Origin of the sequence: Actinoplanes sp. OR16 (assembly GCF_004001265.1) — a bacterium.
Classification (GTDB): Bacteria; Actinomycetota; Actinomycetes; order Mycobacteriales; family Micromonosporaceae; genus Actinoplanes.
In genome coordinates this window covers 6294513-6316758 of record NZ_AP019371.1, presented here as the reverse complement: position 1 = coordinate 6316758, position 22246 = coordinate 6294513, and the positions used below count along the sequence as shown (strand labels likewise).

At 70.0% G+C, this 22246-nt stretch carries 21 protein-coding genes; 4 read left to right on the top strand and 17 right to left on the bottom strand.

What is annotated here, in order from left to right:
• The first annotated feature begins 89 nt into the window (after positions 1 to 89).
• Complete coding sequence (gene rhaI / locus EP757_RS28890; protein ID WP_127551289.1) at positions 90 to 1247, top strand: L-rhamnose isomerase; 1158 nt, start codon at positions 90 to 92, stop codon at positions 1245 to 1247.
• Positions 1248 to 1290: 43 nt separating this feature from the next.
• Here rhaI and EP757_RS28885 read toward each other — a convergent pair whose 3' ends face one another.
• Positions 1291 to 2628: an NAD(P)/FAD-dependent oxidoreductase gene (locus EP757_RS28885; protein ID WP_127551287.1), complete on the bottom strand. Its 1338-nt coding sequence runs from the start codon at positions 2626 to 2628 to the stop codon at positions 1291 to 1293.
• Positions 2629 to 2721: 93 nt separating this feature from the next.
• Between EP757_RS28885 and EP757_RS28880 the strand changes: the two genes are divergently transcribed.
• Positions 2722 to 3333, top strand: a complete 612-nt coding sequence (locus EP757_RS28880; protein ID WP_127551285.1) for a TetR/AcrR family transcriptional regulator — start codon at positions 2722 to 2724, stop codon at positions 3331 to 3333.
• Here the strand turns inward: EP757_RS28880 and EP757_RS28875 are convergent.
• From EP757_RS28875 to EP757_RS28855, 5 genes are all read right to left on the bottom strand, one after another.
• A complete protein-coding gene (locus EP757_RS28875; RefSeq protein ID WP_127551283.1) occupies positions 3320 to 3934 on the bottom strand; it encodes a TetR/AcrR family transcriptional regulator in 615 nt (204 codons plus the stop codon). The two genes, EP757_RS28880 and EP757_RS28875, sit on opposite strands and share 14 nt — an antisense overlap.
• Positions 3935 to 3972: 38 nt before the next feature.
• On the bottom strand, positions 3973 to 5583 hold the full coding sequence (locus tag EP757_RS28870; protein WP_127551280.1) for an amidohydrolase: 1611 nt from the start codon (positions 5581 to 5583) through the stop codon (positions 3973 to 3975).
• A complete protein-coding gene (locus EP757_RS28865) occupies positions 5580 to 7064 on the bottom strand; it encodes an APC family permease (protein WP_127551278.1) in 1485 nt (494 codons plus the stop codon). The genes EP757_RS28870 and EP757_RS28865 overlap by 4 nt, the downstream gene beginning before the upstream one ends.
• 119 nt (positions 7065 to 7183) lie before the next feature.
• Positions 7184 to 9106, bottom strand: a complete 1923-nt coding sequence (locus EP757_RS28860; protein WP_127551276.1) for a cellulase family glycosylhydrolase — start codon at positions 9104 to 9106, stop codon at positions 7184 to 7186.
• A gap of 237 nt (positions 9107 to 9343) precedes the next feature.
• Positions 9344 to 10192 carry an NAD-dependent epimerase/dehydratase family protein gene (locus EP757_RS28855; RefSeq protein WP_127551274.1) on the bottom strand — a complete coding sequence of 283 codons (849 nt, stop codon included), beginning with the start codon at positions 10190 to 10192 and terminating at the stop codon, positions 9344 to 9346.
• Positions 10193 to 10276: 84 nt separating this feature from the next.
• On the opposite strand from EP757_RS28855, the gene EP757_RS28850 reads away from it, so the two are divergent.
• On the top strand, positions 10277 to 11176 hold the full coding sequence (locus tag EP757_RS28850; protein WP_127551272.1) for a LysR family transcriptional regulator: 900 nt from the start codon (positions 10277 to 10279) through the stop codon (positions 11174 to 11176).
• A gap of 137 nt (positions 11177 to 11313) precedes the next feature.
• On the opposite strand, the gene EP757_RS28845 is transcribed toward EP757_RS28850, so the two are convergent.
• From EP757_RS28845 to EP757_RS28835, 3 genes are all read right to left on the bottom strand, one after another.
• Positions 11314 to 11805 carry a nucleoside deaminase gene (locus EP757_RS28845; RefSeq protein ID WP_127551270.1) on the bottom strand — a complete coding sequence of 164 codons (492 nt, stop codon included), beginning with the start codon at positions 11803 to 11805 and terminating at the stop codon, positions 11314 to 11316.
• A gap of 30 nt (positions 11806 to 11835) precedes the next feature.
• A complete protein-coding gene (locus tag EP757_RS28840) occupies positions 11836 to 12567 on the bottom strand; it encodes a CPBP family intramembrane glutamic endopeptidase (protein ID WP_127551268.1) in 732 nt (243 codons plus the stop codon).
• A 163-nt stretch (positions 12568 to 12730) separates the two neighbouring features.
• On the bottom strand, positions 12731 to 13372 hold the full coding sequence (locus EP757_RS28835) for a pentapeptide repeat-containing protein (protein WP_160165908.1): 642 nt from the start codon (positions 13370 to 13372) through the stop codon (positions 12731 to 12733).
• Between the two features lie 131 nt (positions 13373 to 13503).
• Between EP757_RS28835 and EP757_RS28830 the strand changes: the two genes are divergently transcribed.
• Complete coding sequence (locus tag EP757_RS28830; RefSeq protein ID WP_232050720.1) at positions 13504 to 14307, top strand: SDR family oxidoreductase; 804 nt, start codon at positions 13504 to 13506, stop codon at positions 14305 to 14307.
• Positions 14308 to 14345: 38 nt separating this feature from the next.
• On the opposite strand, the gene EP757_RS28825 is transcribed toward EP757_RS28830, so the two are convergent.
• From EP757_RS28825 to EP757_RS28790, 8 genes are read right to left on the bottom strand one after another with little or no spacing between them, the layout of a single operon-like run.
• Positions 14346 to 15311, bottom strand: coding sequence for an ornithine cyclodeaminase family protein (locus tag EP757_RS28825; RefSeq protein WP_127551262.1), 966 nt, complete (start codon positions 15309 to 15311; stop codon positions 14346 to 14348).
• Positions 15308 to 16207, bottom strand: coding sequence for an amidohydrolase family protein (locus EP757_RS28820; protein WP_127551260.1), 900 nt, complete (start codon positions 16205 to 16207; stop codon positions 15308 to 15310). The genes EP757_RS28825 and EP757_RS28820 overlap by 4 nt, the downstream gene beginning before the upstream one ends.
• A complete protein-coding gene (locus tag EP757_RS28815; protein WP_127551258.1) occupies positions 16201 to 17229 on the bottom strand; it encodes a sugar phosphate isomerase/epimerase in 1029 nt (342 codons plus the stop codon). The genes EP757_RS28820 and EP757_RS28815 overlap by 7 nt, the downstream gene beginning before the upstream one ends.
• Positions 17229 to 18626, bottom strand: coding sequence for an FAD-binding oxidoreductase (locus EP757_RS28810; RefSeq protein WP_127551256.1), 1398 nt, complete (start codon positions 18624 to 18626; stop codon positions 17229 to 17231). The genes EP757_RS28815 and EP757_RS28810 overlap by 1 nt, the downstream gene beginning before the upstream one ends.
• On the bottom strand, positions 18619 to 19647 hold the full coding sequence (locus EP757_RS28805; RefSeq protein WP_127551254.1) for a sugar phosphate isomerase/epimerase: 1029 nt from the start codon (positions 19645 to 19647) through the stop codon (positions 18619 to 18621). The genes EP757_RS28810 and EP757_RS28805 overlap by 8 nt, the downstream gene beginning before the upstream one ends.
• Positions 19647 to 20399, bottom strand: coding sequence for an ABC transporter ATP-binding protein (locus tag EP757_RS28800; protein WP_127551252.1), 753 nt, complete (start codon positions 20397 to 20399; stop codon positions 19647 to 19649). Before EP757_RS28800 ends, EP757_RS28805 begins: the two co-directional genes overlap by 1 nt.
• Complete coding sequence (locus tag EP757_RS28795) at positions 20396 to 21421, bottom strand: ABC transporter ATP-binding protein (protein WP_197725401.1); 1026 nt, start codon at positions 21419 to 21421, stop codon at positions 20396 to 20398. The genes EP757_RS28800 and EP757_RS28795 overlap by 4 nt, the downstream gene beginning before the upstream one ends.
• Positions 21418 to 22236 (bottom strand): ABC transporter permease, encoded by an 819-nt coding sequence (locus EP757_RS28790; RefSeq protein ID WP_160165907.1) that lies wholly within the window; start codon positions 22234 to 22236, stop codon positions 21418 to 21420. The genes EP757_RS28795 and EP757_RS28790 overlap by 4 nt, the downstream gene beginning before the upstream one ends.
• Positions 22237 to 22246: the final 10 nt, after the last annotated feature.

Genomic DNA, 22246 nt, shown 5'->3' with positions numbered 1-22246 from the left:
TCGGCGGCGCCCTTGACCGATGGCGGTCCTTCCGGATAACTTCACCGTGTTGATGAAACGTTTCACCTAGAGCGCCTTCGGGGGTCCCCATGTCTGACATACGCGCGACGCTGCGAGCTCAGCGGATCGAGACCCCTTCCTGGGCGTACGCGAACTCGGGCACCCGATTCAAGGTCTTCGCTCAGGCCGGTGTGCCCCGTGATCCGTACGAGAAGATCGCCGACGCCGCCACGGTGCATCGTTTCACCGGCGTCGCCCCCACGGTGTCGCTGCACATCCCGTGGGACACCGTCGACGACTGGGGCAAGCTGGCCGCGTTCGCCGAGGAGCAGGGCGTGAAGCTCGGCGTCGTCAACTCGAACGTCTTCCAGGACGACGACTACAAGCTGGGCAGTGTCACCAACCCCGATCCCCGGGTACGCCGGAAGGCCACCGACCACCTGCTCGCCTGCATCGACGTGATGGACGAGACCGGCTCGGCCGACATCAAGCTGTGGTTCTCGGACGGCACCAACTACCCGGGGCAGGACGACATCCGCTCCCGGCAGGACCGGCTCGCCTCGGCTCTGGCCGAGGTCTACGACCGGCTCGGCCCGCACCAGCGGATGCTGCTCGAGTACAAGCTGTTCGAGCCGGCCTTCTACACCACCGACGTGCCGGACTGGGGCACCGCGTACGCCCACACGCTCGAACTCGGCCCGAAGGCGCAGGTCGTCATCGACACCGGCCACCACGCGCCGGGCACCAACATCGAGTTCATCGTGGCGTTCCTGCTGCGGCAGTCCAAGCTCGGCGCGTTCGACTTCAACTCGCGGTTCTACGCCGACGACGATCTGATGGCCGGCGCCGCCGACCCGTTCCAGCTCTTCCGGATCATGTACGAGATCGTCCGCGGTGGCGCGCTGGAGGCGGACGCCGGCATCACGTTCATGCTCGACCAGTGCCACAACATCGAGGCGAAGATCCCGGCGATCATCCGCTCGGTGACGAACATCCAGGAGGCCACCGCGAAGGCGCTGCTGGTGGACGCGGACGCGCTGGCCGCGGCGCAGCAGTCCGGCGACGTGCTCGAAGCGAACGCGGTCTTCATGGACGCTTTCAGCACCGACGTACGCCCGCTGCTCGCCGAGATCCGCTCGGACGCCGGGCTCGACCCCGACCCGATCGCCGCGTACAAGCGCAGCGGTTACGCGGAGAAGATCGCCGCCGAGCGGGTCGGCGGCGTGCAGGCCGGCTGGGGCGCCTGACCGCCGGGTGAAGGGCTCGGCGGCGGCCGAGCCCTTCCCACGACTACTTCAGCCGGGCGGCGATCGCCTCGCCCATCCGGATCGCGCCGTCGACGTGCTGGAAGCCGAGCCCGGCGATGTCGCTGCTGGCGAACGAGATCGGGCCGACGTCCTGGCGCAGGTGCTTGCCGTAGCGGGTCAGCGAGCCGATGTCGAAGCTGGTCGCGTACGCGCCGGCCGTCCACTCGTCGGCCATCCACGGGCTCTCGTAGTACGACACCGGCGTGAGCGCCTCGGTGCCGTAGTAGTCCGCGAGCGCCGCGAGGACCTTGTCCCGGCGAGCTGCCGCACTCAGGCCGAGCAACGCGTCCGCCTTCTCGTCGGAGACGAATCCGACGAGGGTCCCGCGGGTCTCCCCCGGGAGGTCCTCGTTGCTGTTGTCGTAGGCCTCGTGGACGAGTGAGTACGGGCTGAACGCCGTACCGGAAAGCCCCTGCTCCCGCCAGAAGGGAGTCTCGTAGGTGATGTGCAGCTTGATGACCAGGCCGAACGACTGGTGCTGGCGCATCTGAGCGTGCACCGGGGGAAGGTTGGGGCTGTACCGCACCCGGTTGACCAGGGTGGGCGGGACCGCCATGACCAGACGCCTCCCCTTCCAGCGGCCGTCGACCACGACACCGTCCCCGGCCCACTCGACGTGAGCGACCGGCGTGGACAGATGCACCAGGTCCGGAATTCTGGCGGCGAGTCGCAGCGGGACCTGCTGCAGGCCGCCCGCCACCCGGCGATCGAGGATGAAGTCCGCGTCGACCAGGTGGCTGAAGCCGCCCGCGCTCGCCGCCATCAGCACCGCCGACAGGGCGGAGAAGGCGTGCGTCGGCTTGGTCAGCATGGCCGGCCCGATGTAGAGCCCGATGTTGTCCCGCGCCTCGGCGTCGTCGGTCTGCTCGGCCAGCCATGCGGCGAACGAGATCCGGTCCAGCCGCTCGGCGTCCGGGTGCTCCCACGGCGACAGCGGGTCCATCTCGGCGGAGAGCCGGTCGAGCTCCTTGGTCAGCCGTTCCATCTCGGCGGTGGTGCCGTCCGCCACCGGGAAGGCCTCGCCCTCGAACGTCCGGCGGACGCCGTCCCGCCCGATGTAGACCGATTCGCCGGTCCGGTGCCGCGGGTACGTCTCCAGCCCGAGCTCGTCGAGCATGCCGAGCAGGGCGGTCTGGTCCGGGGAGACCCACTGGCCGCCGACCTCGAGGCGGACCCCGTCGACGGTGTCGGTCAGAAGCCGTCCGCCGACCCGGTCCCGGGCCTCCAAGACGACCACCCTCTTGCCGGCCTCGTGCAGCCGTATAGCGGTGGTCAGCCCGGTCACTCCGGCGCCGACCACGATGACGTCGTAGTCGGTCATCTCTATCCCTCCATCGGTTTTCTTCGAACTCTAAACGAACGGCATTCGTTTAGTATGGTGTTCTCCCCCACTGCCGATCAAGAGGAGAGCTCGATGGGTCGCCCCGCCACACCGAAACTCTCCGTGGAGAAGATCGCCGCCGCTGCCCTCGACCTGGTCGACGCCAGAGGCGAGTTCACCCTCGGTGAGGTGGCGGCCGCGCTCGGCGTCCGTCCCTCCTCGATCTACAACCACCTGGCCGGGAAGACCGAGATCATCGAGGCCATGCGGGCGTTGATCTTCGCAGAGCAGCCGGCCGCGCTGCCGGCGGGACCCTGGAACGTGACGCTGCGCCACCTGCTGCGCCGCTACCGGGACGCCTTCGCCCGGCACCCCCGCCTGATCCCGATGCTGACCGCGTACACCGTGTCGTCACCGGACGTGATGAGCATGTACGACGACATCGCCGCCGTCCTGAGCAGCGCCGGCGTCCCCACCACCCGGCTGCTCGACGTGATCACCGTGCTGGACAGCTTCGTGATCGGGTCGGCCCTGGACATCGCCGCCCCCGACCAGGTCTGGAATCCGGCGAACGCCCGCACGCCGCTGCTGGTGGCCGCCATCGAGGCCGCCGGCCAGGGCCGGGAGCGAGCCGACCGGGCGTTCGAACTCGGCCTGGATCTGGTGCTGGGAGCGCTGGACGGGTCCGTCGTCAGCCGGGGATGAGCTCGCCGAGGCCGCTCACGATCATGCGCAGGCCGATCTCGAACGACTGCTGCGACCGCTCCCCCGGCTCGGACACGCCGGCCCGGATCGCCGAGCCCAGCGCCGACTCCGGATCCGGGGAGGCGGCCCACACGTCGATCGGCGCGCCGGCGTCCAGGGCCGAACCGCAGATGAAGCAGTCGAGGATCGTGACGGCGTGCAGCAGGTCGCCGTCCCGGCATCCGCTGTCCCGCAGCACCCGGGCGAGTGCTTCGTAGCCGGCCAGCGTCGTCGGATCGCTGACGGTCTGCGCGGTCAGCAACGGGACGACCCTCGGATGCCGGGCGAACGATTCCCGGTACGCCCGCGCCCACGCGTACGTGAACTCCCGCCAGTCCTGCCCGCCCGGCTGAGTGGGGAGGTCCTGCCCGGCGAGCAGCCCGCGGATCGCCTCGATGATGGCTTCCCGTCCACCCGGGAAGTGGTGATAGATCGACGACGGGCTGACGCCCAGCTCACGAGCGAGTCCGGGAAGCGTGAACGTCCCGGTCCCGTCGATGAGCGCGAGCGCGGCCGTGGCGATCTGTTCACGCGACAGCAGGGGCGCGAGTGGACGGGGCAAGCGGTCTCCCAAGCAGATCCGGTGCAGCCCGCACGACGTTACCCGCCGTGCACCACCGATCCGCCGACCACGGTCACCGGCACCGGCGACTCGGCGAACTCGTCGGGATCCGCGGTCAGCGGGTCGAGGGCGAAGGCCGCGAGATCAGCCCGGTATCCGGGCAGCAGACGACCGGCACTGCCGCCGAGTCCCGCTGCCGCGGCTGCCGCGACGGTGTACCCCTCCAGCGCCATCCGCGCCGTCAGCGCCTGGCCCGGCAGCACCGGATCGATGTCCGGCGCACCGGCCGGGCGCCGCAGCCGGGCGGCGGCGATGATGCCGCGCGGATCGTAGGGAGCGATCGGCCAGTCCGACCCGAGGGCCAGTCGCGCGCCGCTGTCCCGCAGGTCACGGGCGCGGAAGGCACGGTCGGCGCGGACCTTGCCGAGCCGGCGCGACCAGTTGTCGGTGTGGTCGGCCCGGGTGTAGTGCGTGCAGTGCGTCGGCTGCATGCTGGCCGTGACGTTCAGAGCCGTGAACCGCGCGACCAGTGAGGACGGCATGGTCTCCAGGTGTTCCATGCGGTGCGGCACCGGCGAGACGGCCGGCAGGTCTTCCAGGACGTCGAGGACATAGCGGATCCCGGCGTCCCCGATCGCGTGCGTCACGATCGGCACACCGTGGCCCGCCAGGGTGCGGACGGCCTGCGCGTACTCGGCCGGGTCGGGCCAGAAGCAGGCCGTCGACTCGCCGTGCGCGTCGGCCTCCTCCAGCCACGCGGTACCACCGTCGATGGTGCCGTCGATCATGAATTTGGCGCCCTCGACCTGCCAGCGCCGGCCGCCGAGCCGCTGCTGCCGAACGACCGCCTCCAGGCCGGACGCGTCGACGCCGGGCATCACGAAGGGCGCGCACCGCCACCGCATCGGCAGCTCGCCGTCGGATTCCAGGGCGCGGAACAGGTCGAGCGAGTCGGCTTCGAAGTCCATCGCGTTGGCGGCGGTCAGCCCGGTCGCGGCCATCCGCCGCATCAGGTCGAGCAGCCGGGCCCGCCGGTCGGCCGGCGCGTCGTCCGGCAACCGCTCGACGACCAGGTCCATCGCTTCGAGTTCGAGCAGGTGCCCGGTCGGCTTCCCGGCGCCGTCGCACACCACGCTCGCCCCGGAGGCGAAGGTCCGCGGCCCGTCCACCCCGGCGATCTCCAGGGCCCGGGGGCCGGCGAGCGCCGAGTGCGCGTCGAAGAGCCGCAGCAGCACCGGCACGTCGGGACCGAGCACCTCCACGATCGGCGCGTGCGTGATCGGCGCGTCGCCGAACACATTGGGATCGAGGCCCCAGCCTTCGAGCCACTCACCCCGGGCGATGCCGCCGCCGGCTTCCCGCAACGCGGCCTTCAACCCGGCGAGGGTACGGACGGAGCTCAGGTCCACACCTCGCGTCATCCCGATGCCCATCACCGGGTGGGCATGGCCGTCGACCAGTCCCGGTGTGACGGTGGCCTGACCGAGGTCGATCACCCGGGTGCCGGCGCCTCGCCAGTCGCGGACGTCGTCACGGCCACCGGTCGCGACGATCGTTCCGTCACTGACGGCGATCGCGGTGACGGCCGGCCCGTCGGGCCCCATCGTGTGGATCGTGTCGGCTGCGATGATCAGGTCAGCGGTGCTCATGCGATCGCCTCCGGTGCGGGCGTGACGACGACCGGCCCCGGCTGTCCCGAACCGTCGGCGGCCGAGATTCTGCGGACTTCATCGCCGCCGATCCGCCCGTACGACATCGGGTCCTTGATCTTGAGAATGAGCGCCCAGATCACGCCGCCCGCGAGCACCGCCGGGATGAGCAGGACGAGCAGGGCGTTCGTGGCGTGGCCGGCGCCGGTGAGCAGCGCGACCTTGTCGATGATGAAGAAGAGGACGATCGCGAGCAGGATCGTCGCGAGGCCACCGGACACGATCGCGACGCGGGCGCCGGAGACGCCGCGCCGGCGCAGGAAGTAGGCGAGGACGGCTGCCGAGGTGAGCGCCTGCAGGCCGACGACACCGATCGCGCCGGGCGTGTTGACCAGGAGCGTGAGCTGCAGATACGGATCGGCGCCGGCGTACGCGAAGGCGGCGACCACGACGGCGGCAACGATGCTCTGCGCGGTTCCGGCGGTGGCCGGCGAGAAGAAGCGCGGGTGGCTGTGGCCGAGTCGCGCGGGCAGCAGGCCGTCGTGAGCGAGCGAGAAGGCGTACCGGTTGATGGCGTTGTGGAAGGCGAGTTGCGAGGCGAGCACGCTGGTCAGCACCAGGACGTACATGATGTCGCTGGCCCAGGCGCCGACGTAGGTGTCCATCGCGGAGAAGAACAGGCCGGTCGGGTCGGCGGCCGCCGCGGCGATCACCTGCTCGTCACCGAACGCCCGCACCGCGGCCCAGCCGACCAGGCAGTAGAAGATCGCCAGGAACGCGACGGCGGCGTAGGTCGCCTTCGGGATCGACCGGTCCGGATCACGGGCCTCGCCGCGGTAGAGCGCCGTCGACTCGAAGCCCATGAACGCGGCGAAGCAGAACCCGAGGATCGCGAGCATGCCCGGGTCGGTGAGCGCCGCCGGGGTGAACGTGGCGCCGCTGAGCCCGGCCTGCGGCAGCACCGCCGCGACGAACAGCACGAGGATCGCGGTCTCGGCGATGAGCAGCGCGCCGACCACCTTCGCACCGACGTCGATGCCGCGCCGGCCGAGCGTCCAGACGCCCACGATCGCCAGCGCTGTGAAGATCCACCAGGGGGCCTCGGTGCCGGTGAACCGCGTCCAGGCCGCCGAGAACTGCACGCCGAGCAGGCCGTACACGCCGATCTGCAGCGCGTTGTAGGAGATCACGGCCAGCAGTCCGGAGGCCGCGCCGAGCGGACGGCCGAGGCCGAGCGTGATGTACGAGTAGAACGCCCCGGCGCCTCGCGTGTGCCGGGTCATCGCCATGAACCCGACCGCGAAGATCGCCAGCACGACGCCGGCCGCGAGGTAGCCGACCGGCGCCCCGATGCCGCCGATGGAGATCGCCAGAGGCGCGATCCCCGTCATGATCGTCAACGGCGCGGCGGCCGCGACCACGAGAAACGTGATCCCGGCGGCGCCGATCGCCCCGGCTTTGAGCCGTGTGTCATCAGCCATGAGGCACGTTAACCGAATGCCATTCGGTTAGTCGAGACGCGTGTCCCAAGAATTAACAAACGCCGCTCTCCCGTACAGCCGGGTTCGCCCGGCTGTACGGGAGAGCCGTGTCGCTCCCGCTAGGACAGCGTGCAGCTCACCGCCGGCGTCGCAGCCGGACCCGAACCGACCAGCCCGAACGTCGCCGACGCCCCGGCCGCGAGAGCCCCGTTGTGCTCGGCGTTGCGGACGGTGACCGGCGGCGTGGCCTGCACCCCGTTCCACAGCGAGGCCACCGTCGTCCCACTCGGGTAGGTCCAGTTGACGACCCACCCCTTGCCGGCCGTGGTACCGGTGTTCTTGACCGCCACCTCGGCTTGGAACCCGCCGGTCCACGAGCTGGTCGTCTTGTAGGTGGCCGTACACCCTCCGTCGTTCGACGAGGAGCCGGCCGTCGTCGTCACACCGCGCCCCGCCGACGCCGCCGACACGTTCCCGGCGGCGTCCCGTGCGCGGACGCTGAACGTGTACGCCGTCTCCGGCGTCAACCCGGTCGCGTTGTACGTCGTCCCGGAGACGGTCGCGACAACGGTTCCGTTACGCAGCACGTCGTACGAGGTCACACCCACGTCGTCGGTCGACGCCGCCCAGCTCAGGGTCACACCGGACGACGTGATCCCGCTGGCCGCCGGCTGACCCGGCACGCTCGGCGCGACCGTGTCCGACTCCCCGTAGGCAGCGCTCAGGTTGATCCCGGTCGTACTGCCGGCGCCACCGAGCGGCACCTGGTGGTCGAGGCTCACGAACTTGCCGCCCTGCTGCCACAGAGCCGGCTTGAGCAGGGCGTACTTCTGCTCGTCCCAGGTCTTCCAGTCGTCCAGCAGCAGGCCGCCGGTGTCGCCGGAGTTCGGGTTCAGCACCCAGAACGTCTGGTGCAGCCGGTTCTCCACGATCAGGTCACGCAGCGCGGTCATCCAGCGGTCCTGGCGCTCGTCCTGGCCGAGCCGACCGCCCCACTCGCCGATCAGCAGCGGCGCGGTCCTGTTCTCGTGGATGTAGAGCCAGTTCGGCCGCCATACGTCGTTGGTGAGCGTGGTCTTGTCGAACGGCTTGTCGAACCACGGCTGGTTGAACACGAGCGGCCCGTAGTCGTGCGGCGAGTAGACCAGCTGATCCTGGTTCGCGCCCAGGTTGATCGGGTGGTCGCGCACGCCGCGCAGGTTCCCGCCCCACCAGTTGTAGTAGTAGTTCGGCGACAGGTCCGGGTCGGTGTTCGGCGAACTCCACGTCTCGCCCTCACGCGGGTAGACCTCCTGACCCTCGACCAGCACCAGCACCTCGGGGTTGATCGCGAGGATGCGCTTGGCGGCGGTCTCGGCCGTGTACTTCCAGTTGTCGACGTCCGTCGAACCGTCCCACTTGGCGCGCGGCGTGGTCCCGGGCGTGCCGTGCGGCTCGTTCTTCAGGTCCATCGCGACGATCGTGTCGTTGGTCTTGTAGCGGGCGGTCACCCACTCCCACGCCTGGTAGTACAGCTCGGGAGTGATCGTGCCCTTGTACCAGACCGGATGGATGTGCCCTGAGTTGTCGGCCTCGGCGCTGTGCACGTCGAGCAGGACCTTGATGCCGTACTGCTCGCAGAGCGCCAGCCAGTAGTCGAAGATCTGCAGGCTGTTCTTGCCGGTCAGCTCGGGATTCGCATACGTGTTGACGTTGACCGTGCCGAACGTGCCGGCCTTCCATTCGAGCAGCAGCTGCGTCGAGATCGGCACCCGCACGATGTTGATGCCGCGCTGCGCCATCGACCGGGTGATCTCGGTGATGTTCGCCGACCAGAGGCCGTGGAAGACACGCTCCGACGCGTTGAAGCCGAACCAGTTCGCGCCGGTCAGCCAGACCGGGTTGCCGGCCGCGTCGACGATCTGGTTCCCGGACACGTGCAGCCAGTCCGTCGCGGGCGCGGCAGCCTGGACCGCGGTGGGCGCGCTCGCCCCTCCGGTGATCGCCAGGGCGAGGCCGGCCAGCCCCGCGACAAGGCGTTTTCTAGTTCTTCGACCAAGCACGATGACTCCTTGCAGGGTGGGGATCGGGGATTTCGGGAGCGCTCCCATCGATATCCTGCAATCTCCGGGCAACCCAACTCAACCTTTTCCGAAACAATCTCCGGCAGCCCGATCCCAAAGCCCCCGATTTCGTACGCCACCCCGCCGCCTTCGCACTCCCCACCGGCACGACCGCTTCACGCCCAGCCGTCGGCCAAGCACCTCGCCTGAAACTACGGCTCCCCTCCACGAGCCGGGTCAGGACGGGTCGTAGCCGCCCGCAGCGATCTCCGAGATCAACGACGGCCGCGAGGGCTGCCAGCCGAGCACCCGGCGAGCCTTCTCCCCACCGGCCTGCTGGCTCACGAGCAGAGCAGCACCGAAGTCGCCGAGCCGCGCGATCGTCCGAGCCGGGTCCTCCGGTCCCACACGGCCGCCCAGCCCGAGTCGGCGATCGGCTGCTTCACCGAGTTCCCGGGCGGTCGGGTTGTCCCCGCCGACCCCGAGGAACACCGACCCGGCGGACGCCTTCTCCAGCGCGAGCACGTACAGCGCGGCCAGGTCGTCGACGTGCACGGTGGTCCAGTGCTGCGAACCGTCCCCGATGAACGTCCCCGACTGCGCGGCGCCGACGACCAGCCCGGGAATGCCCTTGCCGTGCCCGTAGACGATCCCCGGCTCGATCAGCACCGACCGGACACCGGGAGCGGCCAGCACCGGCAGGTCGATCGCCTCCCGCCAGGCAACCAGCGCGGGAGCGGCCCGCGGCGTGTCCTCGGTGATCGCCTCGCCGGGACCGTGCACCCACACCCCGCCGGTCCGGATGAACACTTCCGGACTCGCGGCGAGCACCGCTTCGGCGAAGGACGCCTCGACGTCCGGCCCCGGAGCGGCCAGGTGGATCACGCCGTCGTTCTTGCCGGCCAGCTCACGCACGAGCGCCGCGTCGCCCACGTCGCCGGTCACCGCCGACGCACCACTCTCCGAGACCACGGCGGACGCCGCCGACGATCGCACCAGAGCCGTCACCTCATGACCGCGTTCGATCAGCGCGGTACGGACGGCCGAACCGATGTAACCGGTCGCACCGGTCAACAGAATCTTCACGAGACGAAGCCTGCCGCGCACGACCTATCGTGTCCAACGAATGCTGTTCATAACTACGATCGCCGAGAGCGATAGGATCGCCGGGTGGAGCAACGCCAGCTGGAGTTCTTCGTGGCAGTGGCCGAGGAGCTCAACTTCACCCGTGCCGCACGACGCACCCACGCCGTGCAGTCGACCGTCTCGGCGAGCATCCGTGCGCTGGAACGTGACCTCGGCACCGCACTGTTCGACCGGAGCACCACGCGGGTGACGCTCACCGACGCCGGCCGGGCGCTGCTCCCCGAGGCGAAGAACGCACTGGACTCGCTGGACACCGCCCGTGCCGCCGTCGAGGGCGCCGGGCTGGGACTACGCGGCAGCCTGCGGGTCGGCACCCTCTCCGGCCTGACCGCCGTCGACCTGCCGGGCCTGGTCGGCGACTTCCGGAGGCGTCACGACGGTGTCCGCCTCACCATGACCGTGGCGGCCGAGGGCAGCGAGGGACTACTGACGAAACTCCGCGACAACCGCCTCGACGTCGCCTTCGTGGGTGTCGACACCCTGGCGATCGAGGGCATCGACCTGACACCGATCGCCACGTTCCAGCCCCGCCTCCTGGTGTCCGAAAGTCATCCCCTCGCCGGCTGCGGAACCGTCGATCCGGGCGACCTGGCCGGTGAGCCGTTCATCGACCTGCCGGCCGGCTACTGCAACCGCGTCCGCTCCGACAACGACTTCCGCCGCGCCGGCCTGACCCGCTCGATCGTGGTCGAGGTGACCGACCTGACGACCGTCCCGAGTTATGTGGCCGCCGGTTTGGGCGTCGCCCTGGTCCCACCACTGCGTGCGGAGGCCGGAACAGCCGTGATCCCGATCCCCCTCGACCCGCCCGCCACACCCTGGACCCTGGCCGTCGCCCGCTCCGCCACACTGCCAGCGAGCCGCGCGGTCCAGGCCTTCCACGATCTGATCCCGGCCCACACCACGACGACGACCGAGTACTAGCCACAACCTCTCGCCGCCGAACCACCAACCCTCCAAGATCCCCGATGGGAGCCCACGTCCAGCGATCTTGGAGCAGCACAGGGGCGCGAACCCACACCGGACGATCTTGGAACAGCAAAGCCTCGTGCCGGAAGACGCTACCGCCAGAACCCGTGATGGACCTCGGTCGCTGCCGGCAGTGGCGCCGGCCCGTCCACCACGATCGGCCGTCCGCCGTGCCCGAAGACCTCGCGCGACGACAGGTTCAGCGGCGGCACGCCCTCCTCCTCGTCGACCATGGTGCTGAGCTGCTCGGACGACAGCGCGAACACCACCCGCCCGATCCCCGCCCAGTAGATCGCCCCGGCGCACATCGCACACGGCTCAGTACTCGTATAGAGAACACTCCCGGCCCGCGTAGCGAAGTCGAGCCTGCCCGCCAGCCGCACCAGGTTCGTCTCGGCATGACCGGTCGGGTCGGAACCGGTCACCACGCTGTTGAGCCCTTCGAGCACGGTCCCGTCCGGCGTCACCAGCAACGATCCGAACGGATGGTCACCCCCGTTGCGCGCGTCCCAGGCCAGCGTGATCGCCCGCTCCAGATGAGCCAGGTCCTCCGCAGTGATCTCACTCGACGTCACCAGAGTCATGACCTCATCCTCCCCCATGAACCACCCCGGTCAGGCGAAGTGGACCGTCGCGAGGCCGGCCGCCACCAGCAGCCCCATGCCGTTCGTCGCCCAGTGCAAGGCGGCCGCCGCCAGGAGGCTTCCACTGCGGCGGCGGAGTTCGCAGAGGAGGAGCCCGGCCAGGGCGGTGAAGGCCACCGCTCCGGCGACGGCCAGGACCTGACCTGCCGCGCCACCGCCCACCGCCGCGCCGATCGCCTTGTTGGCCTCGGCCAGCCGCAGCGACGGGAGGATGTGCCACATCCCGAAGAGCACCGAGGAGACGACGCTGGCCCAGACCGCGCCGCGGTGCCGGTTGACCAGGCCGTGCAGGACGCCACGGAAGGCCACTTCTTCGAGGAGCACGGTGCCGAGCGGGATCACCAGGAACGCGGTCTGGAGAACACTGTGCGGGTTCAGGTCGTACCGCCCGTCCTGGAACGCCGGCCGGGTCGCCGGGACCGCGGCGGCGATGCCGTAGACGACGGCGACGGCCAGGACGGCGCCCGCGGCATACTTGGAGCCGCGGGTCAGCGTGCGCGGGGAGAGTCCGAGGTCGTGCCAGGTCAGGCCGGCGCGGCGGCCGAGCAGCAGCAGGCCGAGCGCCACCACGGGGCCGGCGACCAGGCCGGTGCCCGGCGGGCCGAACTTGTTCGCCACGTTGACGGCGACCAGCACCACGACGACGGCGCCGAGGATGAGGGCGACGCGCCGGCGGGAGTGGGGGTGGGGGAAGTCGGACACAGCCGCAGGACGCTACCGGTACGAAATGGATCTTAACCGGCGAACCACGATATTTGTGATGAGCACCGCTTCATTGAACCGACTGCCACCCCCTTCCTGAGCCGTCTTCGCCCCCAGATGGACAGAATCGCCCACGATCCGAACCAAGACCCGGTGCCGGCGCTCAGCGGATGACGATGCCCAGGGTCTGTGCCAGCGCGGGCGCCGCCTCGGCCAGCTGGGCGGGGGCGATCACCGCACCGGCCAGCGACTCCCAGCCCTGCGCGATGTCCAGCTCACGGGCGCCTCGCAGGTCGAGCTTCTTGACCGTCGCCTTGGTGAAGCGGGCCCGGCGGATCGCGGTGCCCGGGAACGTCACGCCGGCCAGCGTGGCGTCACCGAAGTCGACCTCGGTCAGGTCGCAGTCCCGGAACTCGACGTCCTGCAGCCGGGCGCCGCGCAGATTCAAGCTGTCGATCTTGCAGTCCTGGACGACCACGCGACGCCACTGTGAGCCGTACGCCTGAACGCCCGCCAGCACACTGTCCAGCAGGGAGACGTTCAGCAGCGACGCCGAGGCCCAGCTGCCACCGAGGAAACGGCAGCGCGACACCCACACGTCGTCGAGGCGTACCCGGTCGAAGTCGCCGCCGGCGAACGTGACGGCCGTCCATGCGCTCTCCGAGAACCGGGCGCCGCCGGCCTGCGCCCCGTCGAGTTCGACACCGTCGAGATGGACCTCGCTGTAGTCCTCGCCGAACTCCAGCTCGCCGGCGAGCGGCTGGAGGAAGCGGGCGTACGGCAGCGAAGCGAGTTCCCGGATCAACGATCCCCCTGTTGCGTAGATCACCCGCTGTCACACTTCGCGGGCACCGCCAGTCCATGACCACGAAACCGTACGCCAGACGAGACGAGGGCTGACACATGCGACTGGCAGTGGCCGGAGGTACCGGCGTGATGGGCACACACATCGTCGAGCAGGCGCGGGCCGCCGGGCACCAGGTCGTGATCATCTCCCGGAGGCACGGCGTCGACCTGACCACCGGCGCCGGGCTCGACCGGGCGCTGGACGGGGTGGACGTCGTCATCGACGTCTCGAATGTGGTGACGCTCAGTGAGAAACGGTCGGTCGATTTCTTCGGTACGGTCACCCGTACCCTGAATGAGGCCGAGCGGAAAGCCGGGGTCGCCCACCACCTGGTGTTGTCGATCGTCGGCGTCGACCGGGTGGACTTCGGCTACTACCGGGGGAAACTCCGGCAGGAGGAGCTGGCGCTGTCGAGTGGCGTGCCGGCGACGGTGCTGCGGGCGACGCAGTTCTTCGAGTTCCCCGGCCAGCAGCTGGCGCAGATGCCCGGGCCGATCGCCGTGGTGCCGAAGATGGTGAGTCAGCCGATCGCCGCTTCCGAGGTGGCCACCGAACTCCTGCGCCTCGCCGAGGGGCCGGCGCTCGGCCTGGCCCCCGACATCGCCGGCCCCGAGGTCCTCGAGATCGCCGCGATGGCCCGCCGCCTCATCCGGCACCACCGCGCATCCTCCAAGATCCGCGCGGGCGGAAGCGACGGCGAGCGCGCGGACGGGAGCGGCGGCAAGCACGCGGACGGGAGCGGCGGCAAGCGCGCGGGCGAGGACAAGCGGTGGGTGCTGAGCCTCCCGCTGCCGGGCAGCGCCGGCCGGGCCATGGCGAGCGGTGGTCTGCTGCCGACCGGGCCCGGGCCGCGCGGGACGATCACGTTCGAGAGCTGGTTGGCGGAGCGCTGACCGGCAGCCGATCAGGAGAGCGGCTGCCGGCACGACGATCAGCGGGACAGGTCGATGTGCGTGCCCAGTCCCTCGGCCAGCGCCCGGTCGATCATCAGCCGGGCGGTGGCGAGGTCCTGCAACCCGACCCCCACCGAGTTGTACAGCGTGATCTCGTCAGACGATCGGCGGCCGACGCACCGGCCCGTCACCACGTCCCCCAGCTCCCGGGCGAAGTGATCGGGAGTGATCACCCCCTCGTCCACCGGGATCATCACGTCGCCGGACTTCTCCAGGGCGGTGGCGTGCGAGTCGACGACGACCCGAGAGCGGCGGACGCCCTCCGAGTCGATCTCCCGGTGGTCGCGGCGAGGTGGGGCGCCGACCGCGTTGACGTGCAGCCCCGGCCGGAACCACGAACCGGAGATGATCGGCGCGCGGGACGGGGTGAGGGTGCAGAGGACGTCCACGTTCGAGGTGACGGCCTCGATGGAGTGCTCCACGCGTACCGACAGATCGGAGGAATCGGCGAGAGCGGCGGCGAGCGACAGAGCGCGTGCGGGGGTGCGGTTCCAGATCACCACCTCGGTCACCGGCAGGACCGCCCGGATCGCCAGGGCGTGCGCGTGCGCCTGGGCGCCCGCGCCGATCAGCCCGAGCACCCGGCTCTCCGGACGGGCGAGATGCCGGGTGGCGACGGCGGAGGCGGCGGCCGTCCGGAACGCGGTGATCACCCCGCCGTCCAGGATCGCCTCGCACGCCCCGGTGGCCGCGTCCGTGATCATGATGGTGGACCGCTGGCCGACCCCCGGGAGGTCGGCGAGCAGCTTCACCACCATCGACGACGCCGAGAGGCCGGTCATCGGCAGGAACACCGCGTCCGATCCGGGCAGTGTCACCGCCTTCGGCGCCGGCTGGGCCGCCGAGCCCGCGGAGAGCGAGGCGTGGATCTTCTCGACCGCGTCCACCACGTCCGGGTAATTGATCATCTGAAGGATGTCGGACCTGGTCAGCACGACCGTCATCGCAGGACTCCGGCGATCCGGGGGAAGAGGCGGAACGCGTTCTCGTGGGTGATCGCCGGATCGGTCACCGCGTCCCGCTGCAGGCGCAGGATCGAGCCGGCCGCCCACGGGATGTCGGTGCCGAAGAGGATCTTGGTGGGGTCCACCAGCTTCTCGACCGGCCCGAGGTTGAGCGTGGTGTCGTAGTAGATGTTGTCCAGCTTCGCGATCTCCCGGGCGAAGTCCTCGGCGCTCGGCTCGACCCGCCAGTCGTCGCCCTGCAACGCGTAGAGCGCGATCCGCCATTTGATGTACGGCACCATCCCGCCGGTGTGCGGCAGGATGAACCGGATTCGCGGGAAACGCGCGAACACGTCCGCCTTCGCCAGCCGGGTCGCCATGCGGGTGGTGTCGAAGGTGCCTTCGAGCAGCGCCGGAGGCAGGTCCGCGATGCGCTCGCGGATCAGGATCGGGTGGATGAAGACGACGGCGTCCCGGGCGTTCAGTTCGGCGAGCAGGTCGTCGTAGGAGTCCGGGTAGCGGCCGTCGTAGCTGGACTGCAGGCAGACGCCGTCCAGTCCGAGCACATCGAGGGCGTGGACGGCTTCTTCGACGCTGGCGTCGGCGTGCGGCATCGGGAGCGAGCCGAACGCGCCGTACCGGGTCGGGTAGGCACGGATCAGCTCGGCGTACTCCTCGTTCATGGCGCGGGCCAGCTTCGGCGCCTCGCTCTCCGGCACGAACGTGGTACCGGCCGGCGCGGAGAGCACCGACAGGCTGGTGCCGATCATGTCCATCTGCTCGACGCCGATGGCCGGGGTCCACTCCGGGATGAACGACGGCAGCACCATGCCGAGCTCACGCCGCTTCTGCTTGACCACCTCGAGGTCCGGGTGGTGGTGCACGTCGATCAGCATGAGTCCCCCAATGCGGTGAGCCGGCGCCGCAGCTCGGCCGCGCTCGTCGTGATGAAGTCGAGGGCCTGCTCCTCGGAGAGCGGCGCCCGCAGTGCCTCCTCGTCGTGGCCACCCTCCAGGGCCACGACCGATGCCAGCTCCTCGTCGGTGAGGTCGGGATGTGCCGCCCGCCAGATCGGATCATCGAGATAGAGCGTCATCTCGGTCTCCTGGCGCCCGGCGTGCGGGAAGTCCCCCTCGATCGACAGCGTCGCGTGCGGGCACTCCTTCAGCAGGATGCCCAGCAGTTCATCCCAATCGATGCAACCCCGGCCTATCGGTACGAGGAACCGCCCCACTCCCGCACCGTTCCGCAGAAGAGCGACGTCCCGCAGGTGGGACTGGCGGACGTACGGCGCCACCCGGCGTGCCGCGGCGACCGGGTTCTCGCCGCGGACCACGACGTTCGCCGTGTCGAAGGTGATGCCGAACGCGTCCGGGCCGGCCTCCTCGACGAGCCGGACCACCTCGAACGAGCTGATCTCCTCGTGCGTCTCGATGTTGAGATGAGCGCCGGCGTCGGCGATGACCGGCTTGATCCGCTTCAGCACGGTGGCCGTCGCCTTCAGTTGCTCGGACCAGTCCACGTCGGTGCGGAAGCGGTCGCAGGCGTACATGCCCCGGATCGTGAACTGGTAGTTGGCGGTCGCCGTCCAGAGCTCGGTGATCCCGGCCTCGGTGACGAGCCGGACGAGCTTCGCGAAGCCGGCCAGGTAGTCGCCGTCGCCGAGCGCCCTGATCTGCGGCGACTCGGGAGTGGCGAAGGGGTTCACCTTGGCGATGCCGACCTCGACGTAGAGGCCCAGGTGCCGGGCGTGCTCGACCACCTCGCGGATCTCGCCAGGGTCCAGGGTGGGGCTCAGATCGTAGGGTGACCGGAAGAAGGCGCCCTCCAAGCCGATTTCCGCCAGCCTGTCGAGGGTCCACAGGGCGCCTTCACGGGCGAACCGCGGATATTTCGTGGTGTCGGTGCCGATGCGCATCAGGAGTCCGCCGTGTCGCTCAGGTCGACCAGGCCGCGGGAGAACACGTTGGCCGGGTCGTACTCCTTCTTCACCGCGACGAGCCGGTCGTACTTGTCGCCGTAGACCGCCTTCGCCACCGCGTCGTCGCCCTGCACCGACGTGAAGTTGATGTAGGTGCCGCCCTGGAACGGCCGCATCGCGTCGCTGAACCCGCGCACCCAGTCGACGAGCGGCGCCTTCTCCGCCGGGAACTCCCAGTCCGCGCCGATGTTCGCCGAGTAGCGCATCGGGCCGTGCGACGGCAGGGCGTCCCGGGAGCCGTCGCGCACCTCGTTCGTGCCGGCGATCATCTCGAACGGGCACATGACCTGGTGCGAGATGAAGGCGCTGGAGTTCAGGGAACGGCCCGGGTACGCGTCCGCCCAGTGCAGGATCGTGTCGATCGCCTCGGTGCTCAGCTCGTGGACGAACGTGTGCCGCCAGTAGTGCCGGATGCCGTGGCGGAATTCGTCGTCGGTGGAGTGCTGAAGGGTGACGTGCGGGATCGTGCGCTCCGATGTGTAGATCGGCTCCACGCCGTCGAAGAGGGCCTTCTCCTCCTCGGTCGGATCCCCGTAGGTGATCGTGGAGAGGGAGAGGATCGGCTCGCCACGGTTCGCCGCGGGGAGCTGCGACCAGTATTCGGGCGCGCGGTAGACCCGCAGGTAGGTGCCGACGTTCGCGGGCAGGTCGATCGCCAGGTCACGGAAGCGCTCCATCATGACCCGCCGATCGGCGGCGGCGTAGAGGTGGGTCCGCACCGTCGCGAGGCCGAGCAGTTTCACGTACCGGTAGGTGAAGCTGGTGGCGACGCCGTAGTTGTGCCCGGCCCCCTTGATCGCCCAGAACAGGTCCGGGTTCTCGTCGTCGCTGACCGTCAGGATCCGGCCGTCGGCGACCACGATCTGCGCCGAGACCAGGTGATCCACCGTGGCGCCGTGCATCCGCGTCAAGTAGCCGAAACCGCCGCCGAGGGTCAGCCCCGCCACGCCGGTGTGCGAGACGACGCCGGCCGGGACCGCGACGCCGAGATCCTCGACGGCCCGGTCCACCTCGCCCCAGACGCAGCCGGCGCCGACCGTGACGGTGCCCGCCTCCTGGTCGACGACGACCGCGTTCATCGGCCGGGTGTCGATCTGCACGGCGCCGTCGGCCACCGCCGTCCCGGCCAGGTTGTGCCCGCCGCCACGGACCGTGACCTGGACGTTCGCCGCCCGGGCCCAGGCGAGCACCTCGCTGACCTGCTCCGGCGTCGCACAGCGGGCGATCGCGGCCGGCCGGCGGTCGATGTCGGCGTTCCAGACGTGCCGGAGCTGGTCGTAGTCGGCGTCGGCGGGGAGGACGACGCGGCAGCTCAGGGTGGTGATGTCAGACATTCTTCAACTCCAGGACGGAACGGAGGTGGGTGGCGGAACGGGAGACGAAACGGTCGTGCAGCGGACGCCATCGGTCGCTGGTGGTGCGGAGGGTGGTGAGGTCCTCGCTGGCCTTGCCGACCAGCGATCCGAGCTCGGTCAGCTCTCCCGCCGAGAGATCCGGGTGGCCGGCGAGCCAGACCGGATCGGTGACCTGGGCGTGCAACTCGCCGCGGATGCCACCGATGCCTTCGATGGTCAGATTGAGCTGCGGATTCGCGGTCAGGAGGAGATCGAGAGCCCACGCCCAATCGATCACGCCGTCGCCACAGGGCGCTAGGAAACGTACCAAATCGGGATTTTCTTGAAAAAGAGCGACGTCACGGAGCTGTGTGCTGATCACATAGGGCGCCACCCGTTCGATTCCCGCGCTCGGCGACTCGCCGTTGGCGGGCAGGTTGCCCGGATCGAGGCAGATGCCGAGGACGTCCGGGCCGGCCGCCTCGACCAGCCGGATCACCTCGAACGTGGTGATCTCCTCGTGCGTCTCGATCCCGAGCCGGCAGCCGTTGGCGCGCAGCACCGGAGCGAGCCTGCGCAGGAACGCCTCGGTGACCCGCAGCTGCTCGGACCAGTCCACGTCGGTGCGGAATCGGTCAGTGGCGTAGATGCCCGGGTAGCCCTTGATACCGCCGCAAGCGGTCCAGAGCGTGGTCCACCCGTGCCTGGCGCAGGTCTCGATCATCCGGGTCATGCCGGCCAGGTAGTCGCCGTCCCCGAGCGCGCGGACCCGTGGCAACTCGGCCGTCATGAACGGGTTGACCTTGCCGATGCCCATCTCGACGTAGAGGCCTCGTTGATCGGCGTGCGCCGCAAGCTCGGCGAGATAGCCCTGGTCGAGAGTGGGCGCCAGTTCGTCGAGGGTGCGGATGTTGCAGCCGTCGAGGCCCTGCTCGGTCAGCGAGTCGAGGAGTTCGAAGCCGTCCTTCCACAGGTCGTGGCCCCCGAAGGAGTAACGGATATCGGATCCGACAGCGGTCATCACATCTCCTGGAAGGTGGGAACCGCGGCGAGCAGCTCCCGGGTGTAGTCATGGGCGGGATGAGCGAAAACGGACGCCGTGGCACCCTGCTCGACGGCGACGCCCTGGGCGAGAACGGTCACGGTGTCGCAGAGCGCGCCGACCACGGCGAGGTCGTGCGCGACGAAGAGCAGGCTCATGCCGAGCCGCTGCTGAGCGTCCTTGAGCAGGTGCACGACCTGCGCCTGCACCGACACGTCGAGCGCGGAGACCGGCTCGTCGCAGACCAGCAGCCGGGGGCGCATGGCGAGAGCGCGGGCGATCGCGACGCGCTGACGCTGGCCGCCGGAGAGCGAACCGGGGTGGCGTTTCAGCATGTCGGGGCCGATGCCGACCTGGTCGAGCGCCTCCACGACCCGATCCCGGCGCGGCGCCCGCGGCTCATGGATCGCCAGGCCCTCCCCGGTGATCTGCTCGATCGTGCGGCGCGGGTCGAGGCTGGAATACGGATCCTGGAAGACGATCTGCGCCTCCCGCTGGAACCGCCGCCGCTCGGCCCGGCTCGCCCGCAGCAGGTCGACGCCGTCGTAGGTGATCGTTCCGGCGTCCGGCTTCTCCAGGCCCATCAGGCACCTGATCAGCGTCGATTTGCCGGACCCGGACTCGCCGACCAGCCCGGCGATCTCCCCGGCCTCGATGCCGACGGTCACCCGATCCAGGACGGTCACCCCGGTGAAGGACTTCTGGAGATCATTGATCTGTACGAGGGTCATCGGTCCCCCAGGTGGCAGGCGGCCCGCTCGGCGAAGACCGGCACTTCGGTGGCGCACCGCTCCAGCGCGGCAGCGCACCGGGGGTGGTAGGCGCATCCGGCCGGACGGGTCGCCGGGGTCGCTGCCAGGCCCGGGATCGGCTTCAGGTCGGACAGTCCGCGGCCGAGACGCGGCACCGCGGCGAGCAGATCCCTCGTGTACGGGTGGACCGGCGTGCGGAACAACTCCCGTACCGTGTTCTCCTCCACCGGGCGTCCGCTGTACATCACGCAGACCCGGTCCGCGTTCCCGGCGACGATGCCGAGATCGTGGGTGATGAACAGGACCGCGAGGTGGCGTGCCGTCGCCGCCTCCCGGATCAGGTCCAGCACCCGGGCCTGCATCCGGACGTCGAGCGCCGTGGTCGGCTCGTCGGCGATCAGCAGCTCCGGTTCGGCGATCAGCGCCATCGCGATCGCGGCCCGCTGCCGCATGCCGCCGGAGAGCTCGTGCGGGTACGCGCCGAGCCGCTCCACCGGCCGCGTGATCCCCATTTCGCCGAGCATCTCGCCGGCTCGGTTCATCGCCTCTCTCTTCGGCACGCCACGGACGCGCAGCGGCTCGGCGATCTGCCGGCCGATCGGCAGCACCGGGTTGAAGCTGGAGAGCGGATCTTGGAAGACCATGCCGATCCGCGCGCCCCGGTAGCCGCGCAGCTCCTTCTCCGGCATCCCGATCAGCTCGTCGCCGCCCATCCGGATCGAGCCGCCGAGCCGGTACCGGGCATCCAGCCGGGTGATCGCCCTCGCCGTGACGCTCTTGCCGGACCCGGACTCGCCGACCAGGGCCAGGAACTCGCCTCTCCGCAGGGTGAGATTCATGCCGTCGACCAGCCTGATCTCGCCGACGTCCACGGTCAGGTCCCGGACGTCGAGCACAGGCGCCGCGGTCTCCCGCCGCGAACCGACCGACTCTCGCAGGTCGCTCATCGCCAGACCCTTCCGCAGTGTCGGGCCGCGGCGGACCCGGAACAGGTCGCTCATCGGAGGCCCTTCCGCAATGTCGGGTCGCGGCGGATCTGGAGCATGTCGCCGAGCAGGCCGAACGCGACGACCGAGACGGTGATCAGCAGGCCGGGGAGGATGGCGGCGGGCCAGTTGACGGTCACGTACCGTGCCGCCGTCGACGCCATGGCGCCCCACTCGGCGCTGGGTGGCTGCGCGCCGACGCCGATGAACGACAGCCCCGACATGATCAGCGTGACGCCGCCGATCTGCAGGGTCGCGTTGATCAGCACTTCGTCGAGCGAGTTCGGCAGGACGTGCCGGAGCATCAGCGCGAGCTTCGACGAACCCTGCACCCGGGCCGCCTCCACATAGCCTGCGGTCAGCGTTCGCAGAATGGTTCCGCGGGCCAGCCGGGCGGTGGCCGGGAACATCGCCACGATCAGCGCGATGATCGCCCCGGTCAGCCCGGAGCCCAGCGCCGTGGCGACGGCCAGCGCCAGCATCAGACCGGGCAGCGAGAGCAGGATGTCGCAGGCGCGCATCAGCACCTCGTCCACCCAGCGCCCGCCGAGCGCCGCGACGCTCGCCACCAGGATCCCGATCACGGTGCTCACGGCGACCACGACCAGCGCGGACAGCAGCGTGGGCCGCGCGCCGACGAGCAGCCGGCTCAGCACGTCGCGCCCTTCCTCGTCGGTGCCGAGCCAGTAGTCCGAGCTGGGCCCGAGCAACCGCAGAGCCGGATCCGAGCGGTAGGGATCGTGCGGCGCCACCAGCGGCCCGAAGACCGCCATCAGCACCAGCACCGCGATGATCGCGACGACGACGGTGTCCAGCCACGGTCGGCTCATGAACCGATGT